This window comes from Archangium minus (assembly GCF_044360475.1).
In the GTDB taxonomy this organism is placed as follows: Bacteria; Myxococcota; Myxococcia; order Myxococcales; family Myxococcaceae; genus Archangium; species Archangium minus.
Genome location: NZ_CP043494.1, coordinates 9,507,700 through 9,524,963 on the forward strand (window position 1 = coordinate 9,507,700; position 17,264 = coordinate 9,524,963).

Sequence of the window (17,264 nt, forward strand, 5' to 3'; positions counted from 1 at the left end):
TCTCCCCCCCGGAAATGGAAAAGCCTTCTGCATAATCCGTGAACCAGGTGCCTCTCTATTTTCAGGAGGCGTTTCCATGAAAATGAAGGGTGTGGGTTCTTGGCGTGGTTCACTCTTTTCCTGCCTGATTTTGCTCGTCGGGTGTGGGCAAGCAATTCAAGAGGACGTCGGTTCCTGGAGCATCGGGGTTGGAGCTCCGCCGATAGGTGAGCCGTCTTCCTCCAACCCCGGTTCCTCGGGCGAAGATGCTGTGCCCACCCCCACTGCCAACGCATCCTGGTGTCCCGCGTCCTCTACGGCCTCTCCCCTCACGGCCCTGCCGTTCCGGAGCACCCTCGAAGGAGGAAATGCCACGGGCGTCCATAACTGTGGAGCGGGTCGATATGTTCAATACGAACAGACCATGGGGAGTGGAGCGCAGCTCCATGTCATCGGCATCTATCAAGCCGCGCTGGGGACCGATGGCACTCGGAGCGTCCAGGTGCGGGTTACGCGTGCTGGCTCCTCGGTGCTTGTCCTGTCTGCGTATACCGCCACCACCTGGAACGTGACAGTCGGGTCCGGAGCCAGAGTGGAGCGCATCATCGTGAATGGCTACCATGCCCAGAAGGTCTCGGCACCAGCAGGAGTGCCCGTTGAGCTCCACAGCTACGACCAGACCCGAGACTATGTGGGCCCCTTTGCCCATGAATGGCCCACCTACGATGCCACCCAACTCGTCAATGCCTCCGAGGATCTCGTCGAGCGGAATCTCTCATCCTTCCGTGGCTGCTACGAGGCGGCTAGCTTCGAGATCGGCGAGCCGGGAACGCTGCGGCCCGAGAACACGGTGTCCACCGCCTCTGAGCCGGTCGTCCCCAGAGGGTGTGAGCACCTCACCACTGAGTCGGCCTATTGCATGACCTTCAACTACAACACCCCTACCGTGGTGGGGCTGGATAGTGGAAGGACATGCGCTGGCGTGCCCGCCAAAATCTTCGATCTGTATGACATCTCCTCCCTGGCGTGGAATGGCAATTACCTCTACGGCTGTATTTACGATCGGGGCTTGGCGCGCATTTCCCTCGTGGATGGAAGCGTGGACATTGCCCCCATCGCTTGCCAGGCGGTCACTTCGTACCGCAATGGATTGATCACCCTGCTCGACTACGATGGCTCCAACCATTCCGTGTTGAACACGCTCGTCCAGTTCGACACATTCCGGAACGCGGCGCGGCATGTGACCTCGTGCACGCTCAACAACCGTCCCCATGCCAGCAGGATGGCGACCGGGGGGGATCGCGGGTACTTCGCGTGGCACTCCACGGACTCGATCGAAACCTTCGCGTTGAATCGCAATGAGAGCCCCCAGACGATCAAGCTCCAGGGATACAACGGCTGGATCATGGGGATGGACGCCACCGAGGATGGCCGTCTGCACATCGTGGGTACCAACCCCGAGCTGCTCTCCTTCAACAGCACGACGGGGGCGGCTCTCGGGAAGAAGCCCCTTCCCTTCAGCCCCACAGGTCTGATCTGCAAGACGCGCAGTGGCACGGCGCTCCCCTGAGCCAGGGAGGAGGTTGAGGGACCCCTCCTTTGGTTGTGGGGTCCCTCGTTGCCGCGTATCCACACTGTCGCAGGGAGAAGGTGCGGTCGACGACGGGCGCCTCCAAACAGGTGCGTTACGGCTGCTCCATGGCGAGCTCGCTAATGACGCCGCGGATGGTCTCGGACTCCGCGCGTCCCGTCATGTTCGCGGGAACCTGGAGCAAGCTCTTGAGGTCATTCCCTTCACACTGGAAGAGCGTGCCGTCGTGGTCCGTGCAGACCTCCCGGCCCATGTAGGTCGGCTTCCCGAACAGGGTAAAGGTGGTGCCCCCCTCTCGCATCTGGAAGAGCGCGAAGAAGACCGAGCCCACCTGGGCGCTGCTGCTCTCGCCGACCTTCATGGTCTCACGATCGCCCTTGAACTTGAGCATCACCTTGCCGGGCTCGAGTTCCTTTCGTTCAACCAAGTTCATGCCTCGCCTGGACATCAGCTCCATGAGCCGCCGCGTTACCTGATCCGCAGGGGCGGGAGAGGAGTACTGGGAATCACTTTCAGAGAGAAAGTCCCGGCTGCTCGCGCGGACATTGACGAAGCACGCGGGGCAAAGGAACAGAATCAGAAGCGGGGCGACAAGAGCTCGGAGCATGGTGGTGGATGAGGAAGTGGGTGGAGACAGCTTGAAAGGGACACGGACCTTACATACGAGAGCGTGACGGACCCGTGACCGGCTCGAGGCGGCGAAGCTCTTGGTCCCGCGATGCGGAGCTGCTGTCACGAATGCGGCGCACAACCCACCACCAACGCCTGGAATGACTTCTCCGTCGTCTTCAGCTACCAGGACGCACAGAACTACCACGAATCCGCTGGCGGAGCTGGCCGCGGTCCACCGCAGGAGCGAGACCCGCGGAAGGATCATTCTCCTTCCCAGAGGAACCGATAAGGGAGAGGACGCCGCGAGTGGATTGGGCAGAGATGCTCCGCTGAGGCCTGGTCAGGAGTAAAAGGCAGGGCCATGCGCCTTGCTCACCTGCTCCTCCCCGCGCTGATTCTCACCCTCTCGGCCTGCGCCACCGTGCCCGCGCCCCCTCTCGCCGCACCGCCCACGGCCGTGTCGGTGCATGTCGAGCAGCTCCCCGAGACAGGCGCCTGGCGGGTGCGCTACCGCCTCCCCAGCCCCACCCGCGAGGCGCGCTTCGTCCGGCCCGGGTATGGCTACCGGCAGACGCACTGGAAGGTGATTTCCCCCGCGGGGGTTCGAATTGAGGCCGCGGACGGGGAGGACCGGGTCTCCTCAGCGAGCGGCGAGGCGTTCGACGCGTTCGAGGTCGAGCTCGCCCCCTTCGCCTGGAAGCCGGAGAAGGACTACCAGGCCTTCATCCCCTTCAGCGCAGGCGGCACGCTCGTCCATACGGGGCAGTTCAACCTGAGGCCCGCTACGGGCCCTTCCGGCGCCAGGGAGGCGCCCGTGCAGGCTCAGTTCACCCTGGTGCCCCGCGCCGCGGAGCGGGTCGTCCTTCCGGGCCGGGTGGCCGCCGGGCCCGTGAAGTGGGAGGGCTCGGAGGACGGCACCTATGCCTACTTCGGTCCTGCCATTCCCCTCGAATCGGAGCACCTCATCGCCGTGGTCGATTCGGGCCTGCCCGGGTGGATCCGCCAGCGGACGGAGGCCCTCCTGCCCCAGCTCTTCGCCTTCTACGCGGAGCGGACGGGGACCCGCCTGGGCGAGCGGGCCACCGTCTTCCTGAGCTTCACGGAGGAGCCGCGGCCCAGGAGCATTGGAATGAACGGCGGAGCGCTCGAGGGGCTCATCCAGCTGGAGGTGCGGCTCGGGAGTGCCTTCCAGCGGGAGGAGGACCCCAAGGTGGAGGAGCGGCTGCTGCAGCTCACCGCCCACGAGGCCGCGCACCTGTGGCACGGGCGGATGCTCTACCACGAGGTGAACGGCGGCGACTGGATGCACGAGGGAGGGGCCGACGCCTTCGCCTACCGGGCACTGCTGCACCTGGGGCTGCTCTCGCGCGAGGCCTACCTGGCGCGCCTATCAGACGCGGCTTCGCAGTGCGCCCTGGGGCTGGAGGGCCAAGCGCTGAAGGACGTGTCCCGCCCTGGCCGGTACCGCAACCACTACACCTGCGGCTCCACCCTCGCGCTCATCGCCGAGTCGGAGTTGCGCAAGGCCCACCCCGGCGAGGACGTGTTCGCCCACTGGGCCCGGCTCCTCGCGCTGGCCGGTGCCTCCCGCCGGTACGACGAGTCCCTCTACTTCCAGGCGCTCGCTGACCGAGGGGTGCCCCCTGCGGCGCTGGCGCGGATGCGGCGGCTCATCGACGAGCCCCTCCCCAGGGCCGATGCGCTCCTACTCGAGGCGCTGCAGGCAGGGGGGCTGGAGGTCGAGGCGACAGAGGGTGGTCCCCCGGAGTTCCTCATGCAGGTGGGGGGTCGGGCGCTGCGCTTCGTGCTGCGGACGGACTGCGGTGAAGGCTTTCGCGTCCGCCCCGTCCAGGGCGAGGCCATGGAGGTCGATGCCCAATGCCAAGCGCTTGGCCCTCAGCCGCACCTCTCGTCCCTGGCAGGGCTCTCGCTCATGGCGAACCTCGCGGCCGCCTACGACGCCGCGGCCGAGCAGTGCACCCGCCAGGGCTCCGTGGAGGTGGGCTTGAGCGGCGCCCTCGCCCCCGTGCGGGTCCGCTGCGAGCCGCCGGTGCCCCAGCGCACGGCCTACCTGCGCCTGCGGACTGCGCCCTGACGTCGCGCGCGTGCTCAGCGGTCCAGCCGCCAGAGCTGGTTCTCCGTTCCGGAGCTCTTCCGGGGATGGGCGATGAGCCGGCCGTCCGTCCGGGCGCCCTCGATGTCGAGCACGTAGCCGTTGAGGTTGCTCTGGATGAAGTAATAACCGCGGACGTGCGAGGGCACGAGCTGCCAGATTTGGTTGGCTCCGCCGTTGATCTCTCCCATGCGGACCGGGGCGCCGGCGTTCCTGTTCAGCCCCCAGATGTCCAGGACGAACCCGTTGAGCCGGCTGCGGATGTAGTAGCCGCCCCGGGTGGGGACGAGCTCCCACTGCTGGTTGTCAATGCCTTCCCGGCGACTCTTGGCCGGGTGGGCAATCACTTCCGCGCCGGACGCGCGGTTGTTGCCCGAGATGTCCAGGACGAGCCCGTTGAGCTGGCTGCGGATGAAGGTGGGGCGCCGGTCCGGCCTGCCATGGTCCCAGTCCTGCCCACCCGGGCCCCGGTCCGAGCGCGGCGGGGGCGGGGGCGGCGTGGGACGGGCCTCGCCCTGACACCAGCCCGAGGGGCTGCACGTGCGCGCGCCATCGCACTGCGAGCTATCCCGGCAGCGGTTGGGCCCCGGGCGGTTGCGCGACTCGTCCCAGCGGTAGTCCGGGCCCGGCCCCGCGGCCGCCGTCAGCGGCAGGAGCAGCAGCGCGAGCGCCGCCCATCCCTTGCCCTTCGTCGAAGACCGGTTTTCACGCGCACGTCCACCCTCGGAGCCACTCCGAAACGCCTGCATGGAACTTCTCCCTGTTCGAGGTTTCCAGGCGAGGGCGGCTCTCGCCGCGCCCTCGCGCTCTGTGCCCCTCATGACGGGAGCCAGCGGAATTCATTCAGGGAAGAGACCCCCCAGTCTGTTTTTTCCGGGGAGCAGCAACCCCGCTCAGACCCCGGCCTCGCGCCGGGGCAGAGCGAGCCCCGCTGCGGCGATGTCCTACGTAGCAACCTGCCTGGTCCAATCGAGGAAGCGGCGGGAATAGAACCCACTGCCCCATTACATGCCGCATGCTTATGCCGTAGCCAGCACCTGCTCGCCGCCCGCGCCCAGCTCGAAATTCACGAGATAGTCCGCCTCCTCCATCACCTCCTCGTCGTGCACCACCACCACCACGGAGTTGCCCAGGTCGCTGGCCGCTTGAGCGTGGTCAGCAGCTTGCCGCTGTCGCGCTGGAGCAGGCCGAGGCCGATGGACGGCTCGTCGAGGATGTAGATGACACCCGTCAGCTCGCTGCCCATCTGCTGAGCCTGAAGGTGCTATATTCACCGATAGTTCCGGCCATGAATACACCTTCTATTCCGCAGAGGTTTGGCGCCTCATTGCTCGGCCTGCTCCTTGTTTCCTGTAGTACGACTCGCTCCCCAGTCCCCGGTCCCACCGGGGGACGTGATCTATCCAGGTACGTACTCATCGTTGAGGAGGCGTCCGATGGACGGGTGACTCACGCCTGGAAGCCCTTCAGGGACTTCGAGCTGGCGAGGCACTTGAGGCAGGTGCACGTCGACGGTTTTCATGGGCGGCTTGAACAGGTCGTGTTCACGGACCAGGCATGTCACCAGCAATACGAGGTCTGCGTCCCCACCTGCCTTGCAAGCACCAGAATCTTCCAGGTCGACAAGTATGTATACGATTCAAGTCAGTATGGCCAATGGAGGGCCGGGAAGAAGCGGTACTGCCCGGATGCATGCATGAAGCAACTCGCCATGTGCCTTGCACAGGCGGAAGCCAGTCCTGTGAGATTCGAAGCCATGGACACCGCGGTTGATTGGGTCAGGCGACATCGAACCAAGATTCTGGCTGGTACGGTCATCATCATTGCCGGCGTCGCCTTCATCGCCGTGGTCGGCGCTTCAGGTGGGGCTGCGCTCGTCCTCGTACCGGTCGTGCTGGTGGCTTCCTCGGGCAACCCTTCAGGGCTTGAGCTGACGCCGGAGACACCGTGACGATCTTCAAACTGCTCTCCGCATCGGAAGCACTGGTTGCCGACCAGTGGCAGAAGCTCCAGCCGCCCGGCGACTCCAAGGCCTACCGTCTCCTGAAAGAGGCAGGCTTCTTCATCTGGCGAACAGGCCAGCTCTATCGCTTCGAGGACTATCTCGCAGGCCTCTCGGCAGACCGTGCTGTCGATGTGAGAACCTCCTGGCATGGAGAGAATGGCGAGGAGGCCGGCGAGGCCTGGCAGACTCTCTCTCGAATCCGTGACACCCTGCGATCCGAGGAGAAAAAGAGGCTCATCCAGGTCGCCAGGGCTCAGCTCGAGTTCATTGCTTCAACAGGCCAGTATGAGGAATTTCACGATTACCTGAAGACCTTCTACCGTAATCCTCCTCCAGTCATTGCCCGATTCGACACGCGCGACGAGGCGGAGACCTGGTTGAGGAACCTCCCCGAGCCACCCAGCAGCGCATATATCCTGGTGGGGAATGAATATCTGGAGGTCTTCTACTCTCGTGAGAAGGGTGTGCGTGCCCTCCGACGCGATTACGCACTGGAACGATTCATTGAGGCCGTCACGTCACGCGGGTTGCCTGTCCCGGCGGCCTCGTTCGACACCCATGCGGAGGCAGCGGCCTGGTGGAAGAGTCACCCTGCTCCGCCCCTGTCGGTCTTCGTGCGGATCGCGGGCGAACACCATCTCGCGGTGTATCACAAGAAGATCGATTACCGCTCGCTACACCCCATCTCCATCCTGGAAGACTGGCGGAGGGAGCAGGAGAGAATCGCAGAGCAGGAGAAGGCGCAGAACAGGTGATTGTCCATCCCAGAAAGCTGAGCCTTTCTGGGAGATACGGAGTGGAGGCGGCGGGAATCGAACCCGCCGCCGTTCACTTTCGGGCCGCAAGGTGCTGGCCCATTCGCTCCTGCACGCCATGGACGAGCGCGTAGAAGGTGGGCAGGGCCAGCAGCGTGAAGAGTGTTGAGGTGAGCAGGCCGCCCACCATCACCACGGCCAGGGGACGTTCGATCTCGGTGCCGTGCAGCGGAAGCACCAACAAGGGCAGGAGGCCGAGAATGGCCGTGCCTGCCGTCATCAGCTTGGGGCGCACACGGCCAATGCTGGCCTCGCGCACCGCCTCCGGGAAGGGTTTGCCTTCCGCCATGAGTCCCTTCGTCTGTGCCACCAGCACCAGGCCATTCTGCACCGCGATGCCGAACAGGCCGATAAGGCCGACGAGGCTGGACACGTTCCACGTCTCCCCGGCCAGCAACAGCGCGAGGATTCCTCCCACGAAGGCATCTGGCAGGGTGGCGAGGATGACGAGCGTCTCAGCCAACGAGCCCAACGCCAGGTACAACAGGAGGAAGACCGCGAGCAGCGCCACCGCGATAGCGAGGAACAGGGACTGCGCGGCCCGCTCCTGGGTCTCTACCCTGCCCCCGACGTCGAGGAAGTAGCCCGTGGGTAGCTTCAGCTCGGCCGCCAGCCGCTCTCGCACCTCCGCCGCCGTACTTCCCAGGTCGCGCCCTGCCACGCTCGCCTCGATGGCGATGCGGCGGCTCCCCGCCTCCCGGCGCACGCTTCCCGCGCCCGTCGTCTCCTCGATGGTAGCGAGCTGACTGAGGGGAATCCGAGAGCCGTCATGTCCGTCCACCAGCAGATCGCGGATGGCGTTGACGTCCCCCCGGTGGTGGTCCGCTAAGCGCAACACGAGGTCGAACCGGCGCTGGCCCTGCCACACCTGAGAGGACTCCTCGCCCACGAGGCCCACGCGCACCGCTCGGATGACGTCGCCGGGAGTAAGCCCCACGCGGGCCACTGCGGCGCGGTTCACGTCGATGCGCAGTTGGGGCAGCCCGCTGAGCTTCTCCACGCGCAGGTCCGCCACTCCCCTCACCCGAGCCATGACGTCACGGGCCCGCTCCCCGAGCTGGGCGAGCTGCTCCAGGTCCGGACCGAAGATGCGCACCGACACGTCGGCGGGACTCCCCCCCAGCCCCTCGTCGATCCGCATGCCCAACGGCGTGGTGAAGAGCACGGACAGTCCGGGCACCTTCGCCACCGCCTCACGCATCTCCTCCTCCAGGTCCTCCGGGCCTCGAGCCCTGTCCTTCTTCAACACCACCAACACGTCGGAGACGGTGTGGGGCATCGGGTCCTCGGTGCGCTCGGCTCGCCCCGTACGGCGGACCACGTCCTCCACCTCGGGGAACTTACGCAATACATCCTCCATGCGGTGGTTGAGCCGATCCACCTCCTCGAGCGAGGCCTCGGGCGGCAACAAGGTCTGAAGGAGGAGCGCCCCCTCGTCCAGCTTGGGCATGAAGTCGCTGCCCACAGCGAAGGCGAGCCCCAGAGCGGGAACGGTGATGGCGAGCGCCACCACGCGCACGAGTCCCGCCCTCCGCAGGCAAGCGTCGAGCAGCGGGGCATACACGGCCTTCACCTTGCGGATGAGCCACACGTCTTCCGGCTGCTCCTGCTCCCGAGGCCGGAGGAAGAGGGCCGAGGCCACCGGCACCAACGTGAGGGCAAGGAGCAGCGAGGCCGCCAGGCACGCCACCACCGCCGCGGCGAGCGGCTGGTACATGCGCCCCTCGATGCCCGTCATGGCGAAGAGCGGGATGAAGACGGAGACGACAATGAGGGTGGCGAAGGTGATAGGCCTTCCCACTTCCCGTGCCGCATCCAGCGCCTGGGCCTTCCGTGAGGCCGCATCGCCTCCGGCCCGGAGCCGGTGAACGATGTTCTCGGTGACGATGATGGCGGCATCCACCAACAGCCCCACCGCGATGGCCAGCCCACCGAGCGTCATTGTGTTGATGCCGACACCAGTGGCCTTCAGCAACAGACCCGCGAGTGCGAGGGACAGCGGCAGGGTGAGCGTGACGATGGCCGCAGCGCGCAGGTCACCCAGGAGGCCGAAGAGGACGAGCACCACCAGGAAAGCGCCAATGAGGATGGCTCGGCTGACGCCTCCCAACGAGGAGGACACCAGCTCCGACTGATCGTACACAACGCGCAGGTGGACTCCCGGTGGGAGACTCGCCTGCACTTCGGCAATGGCCTGGCGCACGCCCTCCGCCACCCGCACGGTGTCCGCGCCGAACTGCTTGCTGATACGGCAGCTCACCACCTCGCCCTCGAGCCGGTGGGCCATGCCCCGGCGAATGGCGGGAGCCTCTCGCACGTCGGCCACGTCCCCGAGCAGCACGGGCCTTCCCCCTCGCAGGGCCACCACCGTGCCGCGCAGGTCCTCCAGCGACTGAGCCCTGCCCACCGCCCGCACCGTCCACTCCAGGGGCCCCTGCACCACGAAGCCGCCGGAGGCATTGAGGTTGGCGCCTTCCAGGGCGTGCTCCACATCGTTCAGGGAGATGCCTCGAGCCACCATCTGGTCCGAGTCAATCTGCACCTGGAACTGGCGCAGGTAGCCGCCCAGCCGCTCCACACCCGCCACTCCGGGCACTGCGAGCAGCCGGTTCTTCACCTCGAACTCGGCCAGGTCGCGCAGGGCCATCAGGTCCGCCGCACCCGGGTCGGCTTCCAGGGTGAACTCGAACACCTCGTTGAGCCGGCCGGTGAGGCTGGAGACGAGCGGTGTCTCCGTGCCGGGTGGCAGCTCGCCGGAGGCCGCCGCCACGCGCTCCGCCACGAACTGACGGCTGCGGAAGTAGTCCGCGTCCGGCTCGAACTCCACCGTCACCTGGGTGACGCCGAGCTGCGAGGTGGAACGAATGCGGCGCACGTCCGGCAGGCCCGCGAGCGCCACCTCCATGGGAATGGCCACCGCCGTTTCCAACTCCTCCGCGCCCATGGCGGGGTTCTGGACGATGACGTTGAAGATGGGGGCGGACAGATCCGGGAAGACATCGCGGCGCAGGCCCTTGAAGGCCACCACGCCGAAAGCGGAGAGCGCCAGGGCCAGCACCAGGGTGAGGCCAGGACGTGAGAAGGACGCCTCGAGGGTTTGCTTGATCACGAGTGGCTCCTTTCAGTGCCCATGCTCTTCACCCTCGCCCCGTGACTTCTCCACCTCGGCCTTGAGGAGGAAGGCCCCATCCACCACCACCTGCTCACCGGGCTTGAGACCCGAGAGCACCTCCACGTCTCCCCCCAGGGTGCGGCCACGCCCCACTGATCGCCGCTCGAAGGTCCCCCCATCCTTGGGGAGGAAGGCAAACCAGCCGTCCTCCAACCGCTGGAGCGCCGCGGCTGGCACAGTGGTGACGTTGGCGCCCTGCACCCCCAGCGGGATGAAGGCCGACGCGGACATGCCCGGCCTCAGCACCCCTTCCGGGTTGTCCAGCTCCAGCCGCACGGGGATGGTGCGCGAGGCAGGGTCCACCCGCTGCCCGATAAACCCCACCTTCGCGGCGAAGTCCCTGCCGGGAAGGGCGGCGAAGGTGACTCGCGCCGGGGCTCCGGGCTGGATACGCACCGCATCCCGCTCGAAAGCATGGACCGTGAGCCACAGGCGCGACAGGTCTCCGATGTGGAAGAGGGCTCGGGACGGGTCGGCCACCTGCCCCACCACGGCGCTGCGCTCGATGACCGTGCCGTCCAGTGGGGAGCGAAGGGTAAAGCCCGCGAAGCCCCGGCCACTGACCGCCTCCTGGGCATCCACGCCGAGCGCCAGCAACTCCGATCGTGCCGCCACCAGCTCGGCCTCAGCGACGGCCGCTTCGGCTTCGGCGGCCTGCACCTCCTTGTCGGCCACGATGCGCTCTTCCCCCAGCGAGCGTTTGCGCTCCGCGGCCTGCCGGGCGGCCGTGGCACGAGCCTGGGAGGATTGAAAGGCCGCGCGAGCCTTCCCCAGCTCAGGGCTCTGGAGCTCCACGAGGGGCTGGCCCTTCTTCACCTGCTGGCCCGGTGAGGCCAGAAGAGCGAGCACCCGGGCCGGGATGGGAGCAGCCACCTCCGCGTAGGCGTTCTCGTTCACCCCCAGCTCGCCCAGGGCGGTCACCCCTTCACCTCCGGGGCGCTCCTGCACCGGGGCCGTGGTGACGCGCAAATCCCTCAGCATCTCCGGGTCGATGTGGAGGATGCGCTCGTCTTCACCCTCATCATGGGCGTGAGCCCCGGCTTCCTTCTCATGAGTCCGAGCCTCGTCGTGCGGAGACGTCTCACGCTTGCAGGCGCACACCCCGAGGAGACAGAGCAGGAGAATGTGAATGGCCTTCATCGAAGGGCTCCGGTCTGGACGGCAAGGTGGACGCGAGAGAGGGCGGCTCGCAGAAGACGCTCGAGGTGATCGACACGAGCCTCGAGGACATCACGGCGCACGAGGAGGAACTCGGCCAGCCCCATCTCCCCTGCTTCGTAGGACTTGCGCGCCAATTGCTCATTGTCCGCGAGCAACGGAAGAGCCTCGCGCTCCAGCAACTCCACCGCCTCGCGCTCCTTGAGGTACTGAGTGGTCGCGGCCCGCCCCTGGACAGACTGCGCCCGACGGGCAGCCTCCAAGGCCACCTGGAGACGCCGAACGCGGGCCTCACCTGTCACCCGAGCGGACTGCCCCCGAGCAAAGACAGGAAGGGAGATGCCCAGGGCGCCGAGGAGCGCGCGCTCATCCCCCTCGCGCTCATAGCGGACCCCCACGCTGACGTCAGGCCAGGCGGCACGCTCGCCCATGCGCTGCTCCACCCTGGCCTCCTCCAGCTCCGCCACCAGGGCGGTGATGTCCGAGCGCTCCGGAGCGGGAGACAGGGTCTCAACAGGCTGAGAAGCCAGGTCGCGCAAGTCGCCGCGAAGCCCCAAGTCCGCATCCGCGGGCAGACCGAGTAACTCGAACAACGTGCCAAGGAGTGCCGCGGCTTCTCCCTCCGCGCCCAGCACGTCCGCACGGGCACGCACCAGCGCCACACGCGCCACGTTGACGTCCACCACGGGCACGTCCCCGGCCTCGAATCGCCGCTGAGTGGTCTGGGCGACGTCCCGAGCAGCCTCTTCCGCCGCCCTCGTCAGGCGGAGTCGCTCCCGGGCGTGCAGCGCTCGCAGGAAGGTGTCCGCCACCTCCGCGAGCACCTGTCGCTCTGTCTCTCGCTGGTGGGCCGACTCGCGGGCAAGACCGGCGCGGGCAAGCTCAAGACGCCCTCCCCGCTTACCTCCCAGCTCGAAGGGTTGAGTGAGGCCCACGGCAACGTTGGGCATCCGTTCTCCGGTGGCCAGGGTGCGTGGGCCCGCTTCGACCTCCAGCGTGGGATTGCCGTGGAGCAAGGGGGAGGCACCCGCAACGGGCCCTTGCGCTTCGGCCACGCGGCCTGCGGCCTCCAATAAGGAGGGGGCACGCTGGCGGGCCAGGGCCAGGGCCTCCTCCAGGGTGAGTTCGGATGACTGCGCCGCACTTGAGCGCGGCAAGAGCAACACGACGACGAGCCCGAGGGCCGCCGTCGCCAGACGGGGGAACATGAGAAACCTCGCGAAAGTACGCGAGCATCCAGGGCGAGGCGCCACCCGAAACGAACGGGGCACACCTCTCCTGAGGACGCTCAAGGCGAATGGACGAACAGGGCCTTACGCGAGGGGCGCTATTGGGACGTGCTGGATGTCACCCACCTTGACGGATGACGGCTCGTCCTCTTCGTGCTCGACGGGGAGCGGAGACCACGGAGCCAACGGAACGGCCGAGGCCGTGGGTGCCATGGCAGCCAGGCGCACGTGGGAGCAGCAGGTGCAATCGATGCAGTCCGGGGCGCACTGCCCGCGCTCGTCATCATCCGGGCAGCGCTGCTCACACACCTCACCCATGCTGGCGGGCAGCAGCAGGCCACCCCCCACTGGGGCGAACAGCAGGAGGCTGAGGACGAACCAGAATCGGAGCACCGTGAAGCTCTCTATCACGTGGGCAGGCGGCCTGTCCCAGGTCGAACACATCCGCTCTTCGGATGACACTCAAAAAAAGGTGCCAGCACGGTTCTCCTTTGATGATCGGGAGAAGCATCGTTGACTGTCAGGCATGAGCATCTGGTCGAAGAAGAGCATTGCCCAGCTTCAGAACGAGGAAGGAGCGACACACGAGCTGCACCGCACGCTCAGTGGCGTCCACCTGATGTTGTTGGGCGTAGGAGCCATCATTGGCGCGGGAATCTTCGTGGTGACGGGCACGGCGGCAGCCCAGCACGCGGGACCCGCAATCATCTTGTCCTTCGTCCTGGCAGGGGTCGGCTGCCTCTTCGCAGGGCTGTGCTACGCCGAGTTCGCGGCGATGATTCCCGTGGCCGGCAGCGCCTACACCTACGGCTATGCCACGCTCGGCGAGCTGGTCGCGTGGATCATCGGCTGGGACCTCATCCTCGAGTACCTCTTCGCCTCCTCCACGGTGGCGGTGGGCTGGTCCGGCTACTTCACCGCCTTCGTGCGTGACTACCTGCACATCCAGCTCCCCATGGAGCTGACGAGCGCCCCCTTCGACGTGCGGCCGGGCTCGCACATCCCTCACGCCACCGGGGCCATCATCAACCTGCCCGCCGTGCTGCTGGTGGCGATCATGACCGGGTTGCTCATCATCGGCATCCGCGAGTCAGCGCGCATCAACAACCTCATCGTCTACCTGAAGGTGGGCGTCGTCCTGCTCGTCATCGGCTTCGGCGCGGCCTACGTGCAGTCCGACAACTGGGCGCCCTTCATCCCGGAGAACACGGGAACCTTCGGCCATTACGGCTGGAGCGGTGTCCTCGCGGGAGCAGGCGTCATCTTCTTCGCCTATATCGGCTTCGACGCCGTCTCCACCGCCGCGCAGGAGACTCGCAATCCGCAGAAGGACTTGCCCGTGGGCATCCTGGGCTCGCTCGCCATCTGCACCGTGCTGTACATGCTCATGGCGCTGGTGATGACGGGCCTGGCGCACTACAGCCAGCTCAACGTTCCCGAGCCGGTGTACGTGGCCATCTCCCGCGCGGGGCCAGCGCTTGCCTGGCTGAGGCCCATCGTCAGCCTGGGCGCCATCGCCGGGTTGGCCTCGGTGGTGCTCGTCATGTTGATGGCGCAGCCGCGCATCTTCTTCACGATGGCGCGCGATGGCCTGCTGCCCCACTTCTTCGGCCGGGTGCATCCGCGTTTCCGCACTCCCTATGTCTCCACCCTCATCACCGGCGTGGTGTCCATGACGGTGGCGGGACTGTTCCCCATCGGTCTGCTGGGAGAGCTGGTCTCCATCGGCACCCTGTTCGCCTTCATCGTCGTCTGCGGCGGCATCCTCCTGCTGCGCTACACGCGGCCCGACATTCCCCGTCCCTTCCGCACGCCCCTCGTTCCCGTGGTGCCGATCCTCGGCATCCTCATCTGCGGGACGCTCATGGTGGGCCTGGGGCCGGCAACGTGGTTGCGACTCGTCATCTGGATGGGGCTCGGGCTCGCCATCTACTTCGGTTATGGCCATAAGAACTCACGCCTCGGCCACCAGGACGCAGCCTCCGGCAAGCCGCCCCAGCTCGGCGGGCAGAGCTGAACCGGACCCACAGCCCTACTGCCCGCCCCGACCTAACGACACTCGCGTGGTGCAGCCATGAATGCCCAGCAACTCCTCGCCCGACTCCAGGACGCCTCTCCCCAGGGTCCGTTGGATCGCCTCGCCGCGCTCGTCGTGGAGCACGAGCTCTCCCAGCCCCTCGAGACGCTCTTTCCGCCGCCCCTCCTGGCGCGCGCGATGAAGGCTGCTCTCGAGGGGTGGCTCGCCTCCGACACCGCCGATCGCGAGCTCGCCTCCGCCATCGAGCACCTCCACCAACAGCTCACCCAGGACAAACGCACCGTACGCGAGGCCGTGCCGCCGGAGCTCTCCAAGGGACTGGCGGAGCTGGCAGCTCGCCGCTACTCGCCAGATCGGACGCTGGTGCTCTCGGTGTTGGATCGGCCCCCCGTCCGTGCGCTGGCCCGCGGGCTGCTGCTCAACGTGCTCATCGAGTTCAGCCGCAAGGTGAGCGCCCCCGTGACGGAGAACCGCATCGCCAAGGGCTTCTCCGGCCTGGCGCGGTTTGCGACCGAGCAGGCCAAGAGCTCCGGCGGAGCACTGGGTGGCATCGCCAGCGCACTCTCCGATGAGATCGAACGACAGGTGGAGAAGCGTGCCCGCGACTTCACCGACTCGGCGCTGTCCGGCATCTTCCAGCAGCTCGCCGACGCGCTCACGGATCCGAGCCGCGCCTCGGAGCAGGCGGAGATGCGCGTGGCGCTCCTCGAGGGCGTGCTGGGCCTCTCCCTGGAGCGACTCGGGCGAGAGCTGTCCCGCGTGGACGTCCCTGGCGGCGCGGTGGTGGTCCGCAAGTCCCTCTCCCAGTGGCTCGCCTCGAGCCATGCCACCGCGGAGCTGGAGGGCTGGCTCACACGAGCGATGGAGCGCGACGGCAAGCGCCCGGTGCGTGAGGTGCTTGGGGCGATCGGCCTGCTCGACACCTTCCAGAAGCTGGGCCAGGAAGCGCTGCGCGATCGCCTGGCCCCCATCGTGGCCTCGGAGCCCTTCGCCCGCTGGCTGGAAGAACTGACCCGATAGAGGAGACACCCCCATGGCACTCGAGGATGACTTCCGCTCCGCCCAGGAGCGGGTGAAGACGCTCACCACCCGCCCCTCCAACGACACGCTGTTGGAGCTGTATTCGCTCTTCAAGCAGGCCACCGAGGGCGACGTCCAGGGCAAGCGCCCGGGAATGCTCGACCTCAAGGGCCGCGCCAAGTACGACGCCTGGGCTGGCCGCAAGGGTGTGGCCCGTGAGGCGGCCATGCAGCAATACGTGGCGCTCGTGGAGCGACTGCTGAAGGGCTGAGGTTGGCGACAGCGCCGATCAGGGGTCCGCCGCGTACCGGATCTTCATCCGGTTGATGGGACCGGCGACCCCCGCCTGATTGACGGCCCGGACCTCGAGCGTGTTGAGCCCCTCGTGGAGCTTGGTGGGCACCGTGTCTCCGGGCAGCCGCTGCCACTCCTTGCCATCGACGCGCAGCTCGTAGTGGTCGAACCAGGGCATGCCGTGCTGGAGCGTGAGCGTGTAGTCCGGCCGGGCGGCGAACAACGGCCGCTTGCGCAGGAACTCCTCCTCGGTGGTGATGCCGTGCTCCTTGATGAGGTCGATGGGCTGTCGCGCGTCCTTGTACGCGAACAGCACCTGGGTGTGGTTGAGCGGGAAGTAGAAGTCCCGCGGGTCGTCGGTGAAGAGCAGGTCGTCGTTGTGGAAACCCTGGAAGGTCGCGAACTGGCCCTTCCCCTCCAGCGGCAGCGTCAACGTGGCCTTCTTCCCGTCCCGGACGTAGGGGATGTTCATGTAGCCGAAGTACCGGCTGATGAACCCCCTGTACTGCGTGTCGAGCTCCGCCAGCTCCTTTGGCCCCTTCTTGTGGCGCTCCAGGTAGCGCGCGGACGGGATGAAGCGAATCTCCCCGAACCGGCCCTCGCGCTTGAGCTGGTACATCTCGTAGAAGTTCAGGTAGCGCCCCTGATGGGTCGCGTACACGCTGAACTGCGGATCGATGAAGATCCACTTGTCGTGAGTGTTGGACCAGACCTCGGACACCACGTGGCCCTGTCCGAAGCCCCCGTAGGCGGCCTCCGCGGTCTTGATTCCCAAAGGCCGCGACGGGTAGCCCAGCGATAGCAGCAGGTCCGACACCACCGTGCCGTACTCCACGCACCGGTAGCGCTGCCCCTGCTTCACGTTCTGGAGGATCTGGTACGACGACGTCCCCTCAGGGGGCTCATTCATCCCGTCGTGGTCCCACTGGATGCTCACCCACTCGAGCGCCTCGAGGATGATCTCCGGATCCGAGCGGCGCGAGAGGTCCACCTGCTTCAAGACGTACTCGCGCAGTTGGCGGAGCTCGGGAGTATCGAGGCTCTCCGGCAGCTTCAGGGTGCGGTAGCGGTCGTCCAGCTTGAGGTTGGTGGACTCGACAACGGAGATCTTCTTGAGCGGAGCGGGCGTGGCGGCGGGAGCGCCAGCGAGGGCGGCGGGGGCGGCTCCCAGCAGGGCCAGCAGGACGGTGAGGGACGCGGAGTGTCGCATGTCGTGACCCCATACGAGCCGACCCTCG

The 17,264-nt window shown here is 66.8% G+C and carries 14 protein-coding genes and 1 pseudogene; 7 read left to right on the plus strand and 8 right to left on the minus strand.

What is annotated here, in order from left to right:
* Nucleotides 1-403: 403 nt before the first annotated feature.
* The gene (locus F0U60_RS38720) at nucleotides 404-1,549 is read left to right on the plus strand and encodes a hypothetical protein (RefSeq protein ID WP_395807237.1); all 1,146 of its coding nucleotides are present in this window, start codon (nucleotides 404-406) and stop codon (nucleotides 1,547-1,549) included.
* Nucleotides 1,550-1,664: 115 nt separating this feature from the next.
* On the opposite strand, the gene F0U60_RS38725 is transcribed toward F0U60_RS38720, so the two are convergent.
* A complete protein-coding gene (locus F0U60_RS38725) occupies nucleotides 1,665-2,003 on the minus strand; it encodes a hypothetical protein (protein WP_395807239.1) in 339 nt (112 codons plus the stop codon).
* Nucleotides 2,004-2,543: 540 nt separating this feature from the next.
* On the opposite strand from F0U60_RS38725, the gene F0U60_RS38730 reads away from it, so the two are divergent.
* Nucleotides 2,544-4,277, plus strand: a complete 1,734-nt coding sequence (locus F0U60_RS38730) for a hypothetical protein (RefSeq protein WP_395807241.1) — start codon at nucleotides 2,544-2,546, stop codon at nucleotides 4,275-4,277.
* Between the two features lie 14 nt (nucleotides 4,278-4,291).
* Here the strand turns inward: F0U60_RS38730 and F0U60_RS38735 are convergent, their stop codons facing one another.
* Both F0U60_RS38735 and F0U60_RS38740 read right to left on the minus strand, forming a co-directional pair.
* Complete coding sequence (locus F0U60_RS38735) at nucleotides 4,292-5,044, minus strand: RICIN domain-containing protein (protein WP_395807243.1); 753 nt, start codon at nucleotides 5,042-5,044, stop codon at nucleotides 4,292-4,294.
* 279 nt (nucleotides 5,045-5,323) lie between these two features.
* Nucleotides 5,324-5,550 (minus strand): annotated as a pseudogene (locus F0U60_RS38740) (hypothetical protein); the annotation flags it as partial.
* Between the two features lie 441 nt (nucleotides 5,551-5,991).
* Between F0U60_RS38740 and F0U60_RS38745 the strand changes: the two are divergent.
* Together F0U60_RS38745 and F0U60_RS38750 are read left to right on the plus strand one after the other, a co-directional pair.
* Nucleotides 5,992-6,246: a hypothetical protein gene (locus tag F0U60_RS38745; protein WP_395807245.1), complete on the plus strand. Its 255-nt coding sequence runs from the start codon at nucleotides 5,992-5,994 to the stop codon at nucleotides 6,244-6,246.
* Nucleotides 6,243-7,055 carry a hypothetical protein gene (locus F0U60_RS38750; RefSeq protein ID WP_395807247.1) on the plus strand — a complete coding sequence of 271 codons (813 nt, stop codon included), beginning with the start codon at nucleotides 6,243-6,245 and terminating at the stop codon, nucleotides 7,053-7,055. Before F0U60_RS38745 ends, F0U60_RS38750 begins: the two co-directional genes overlap by 4 nt.
* Before the next feature lie 73 nt (nucleotides 7,056-7,128).
* On the opposite strand, the gene F0U60_RS38755 is transcribed toward F0U60_RS38750, so the two are convergent.
* The 4 genes from F0U60_RS38755 to F0U60_RS38770 all read right to left on the minus strand — a co-directional run bounded on the left by F0U60_RS38755 (nucleotide 7,129) and on the right by F0U60_RS38770 (nucleotide 13,067).
* Entirely contained in the window at nucleotides 7,129-10,224 is a 3,096-nt protein-coding gene (locus F0U60_RS38755) for an efflux RND transporter permease subunit (RefSeq protein WP_395807249.1), read from the minus strand.
* Between the two features lie 12 nt (nucleotides 10,225-10,236).
* Nucleotides 10,237-11,427 carry an efflux RND transporter periplasmic adaptor subunit gene (locus tag F0U60_RS38760; protein ID WP_395807251.1) on the minus strand — a complete coding sequence of 397 codons (1,191 nt, stop codon included), beginning with the start codon at nucleotides 11,425-11,427 and terminating at the stop codon, nucleotides 10,237-10,239.
* Nucleotides 11,424-12,653 (minus strand): TolC family protein, encoded by a 1,230-nt coding sequence (locus tag F0U60_RS38765; RefSeq protein WP_395807253.1) that lies wholly within the window; start codon nucleotides 12,651-12,653, stop codon nucleotides 11,424-11,426. The genes F0U60_RS38760 and F0U60_RS38765 overlap by 4 nt, the downstream gene beginning before the upstream one ends.
* A 105-nt stretch (nucleotides 12,654-12,758) precedes the next feature.
* Nucleotides 12,759-13,067, minus strand: coding sequence for a hypothetical protein (locus F0U60_RS38770; protein ID WP_395807255.1), 309 nt, complete (start codon nucleotides 13,065-13,067; stop codon nucleotides 12,759-12,761).
* Between the two features lie 133 nt (nucleotides 13,068-13,200).
* Here F0U60_RS38770 and F0U60_RS38775 point away from each other — a divergent pair, with 133 nt between their 5' ends.
* Genes F0U60_RS38775 through F0U60_RS38785 form a run of 3 tightly spaced genes read left to right on the plus strand, consistent with a single transcriptional unit; the run spans nucleotide 13,201 to nucleotide 16,003 of the window.
* Nucleotides 13,201-14,691: an amino acid permease gene (locus F0U60_RS38775; RefSeq protein WP_395807257.1), complete on the plus strand. Its 1,491-nt coding sequence runs from the start codon at nucleotides 13,201-13,203 to the stop codon at nucleotides 14,689-14,691.
* Between the two features lie 57 nt (nucleotides 14,692-14,748).
* Complete coding sequence (locus tag F0U60_RS38780) at nucleotides 14,749-15,732, plus strand: hypothetical protein (protein WP_395807259.1); 984 nt, start codon at nucleotides 14,749-14,751, stop codon at nucleotides 15,730-15,732.
* A 13-nt stretch (nucleotides 15,733-15,745) separates the two neighbouring features.
* Nucleotides 15,746-16,003, plus strand: coding sequence for an acyl-CoA-binding protein (locus tag F0U60_RS38785; RefSeq protein ID WP_395807261.1), 258 nt, complete (start codon nucleotides 15,746-15,748; stop codon nucleotides 16,001-16,003).
* A gap of 18 nt (nucleotides 16,004-16,021) precedes the next feature.
* Here F0U60_RS38785 and F0U60_RS38790 read toward each other — a convergent pair whose 3' ends face one another.
* On the minus strand, nucleotides 16,022-17,236 hold the full coding sequence (locus F0U60_RS38790) for a hypothetical protein (RefSeq protein ID WP_395807263.1): 1,215 nt from the start codon (nucleotides 17,234-17,236) through the stop codon (nucleotides 16,022-16,024).
* Nucleotides 17,237-17,264 lie beyond the last annotated feature (28 nt).

What these genes read in the sequence shown, in the direction of transcription:
- F0U60_RS38720 (WP_395807237.1), top strand. Translation starts at nt 404, where the DNA reads ATGGGGAGTGGAGCGCAGCTCCATGTCATCGGCATCTATCAAGCCGCG.
- F0U60_RS38725 (WP_395807239.1), bottom strand. Translation starts at nt 2,003, where the DNA reads ATGAACTTGGTTGAACGAAAGGAACTCGAGCCCGGCAAGGTGATGCTC.
- F0U60_RS38730 (WP_395807241.1), top strand. Translation starts at nt 2,544, where the DNA reads ATGCGCCTTGCTCACCTGCTCCTCCCCGCGCTGATTCTCACCCTCTCG.
- F0U60_RS38735 (WP_395807243.1), bottom strand. Translation starts at nt 5,044, where the DNA reads ATGCAGGCGTTTCGGAGTGGCTCCGAGGGTGGACGTGCGCGTGAAAAC.
- F0U60_RS38745 (WP_395807245.1), top strand. Translation starts at nt 5,992, where the DNA reads ATGAAGCAACTCGCCATGTGCCTTGCACAGGCGGAAGCCAGTCCTGTG.
- F0U60_RS38760 (WP_395807251.1), bottom strand. Translation starts at nt 11,427, where the DNA reads ATGAAGGCCATTCACATTCTCCTGCTCTGTCTCCTCGGGGTGTGCGCC.
- F0U60_RS38765 (WP_395807253.1), bottom strand. Translation starts at nt 12,653, where the DNA reads ATGTTCCCCCGTCTGGCGACGGCGGCCCTCGGGCTCGTCGTCGTGTTG.
- F0U60_RS38775 (WP_395807257.1), top strand. Translation starts at nt 13,201, where the DNA reads ATGAGCATCTGGTCGAAGAAGAGCATTGCCCAGCTTCAGAACGAGGAA.
- F0U60_RS38780 (WP_395807259.1), top strand. Translation starts at nt 14,749, where the DNA reads ATGAATGCCCAGCAACTCCTCGCCCGACTCCAGGACGCCTCTCCCCAG.
- F0U60_RS38785 (WP_395807261.1), top strand. Translation starts at nt 15,746, where the DNA reads ATGGCACTCGAGGATGACTTCCGCTCCGCCCAGGAGCGGGTGAAGACG.
- F0U60_RS38790 (WP_395807263.1), bottom strand. Translation starts at nt 17,236, where the DNA reads ATGCGACACTCCGCGTCCCTCACCGTCCTGCTGGCCCTGCTGGGAGCC.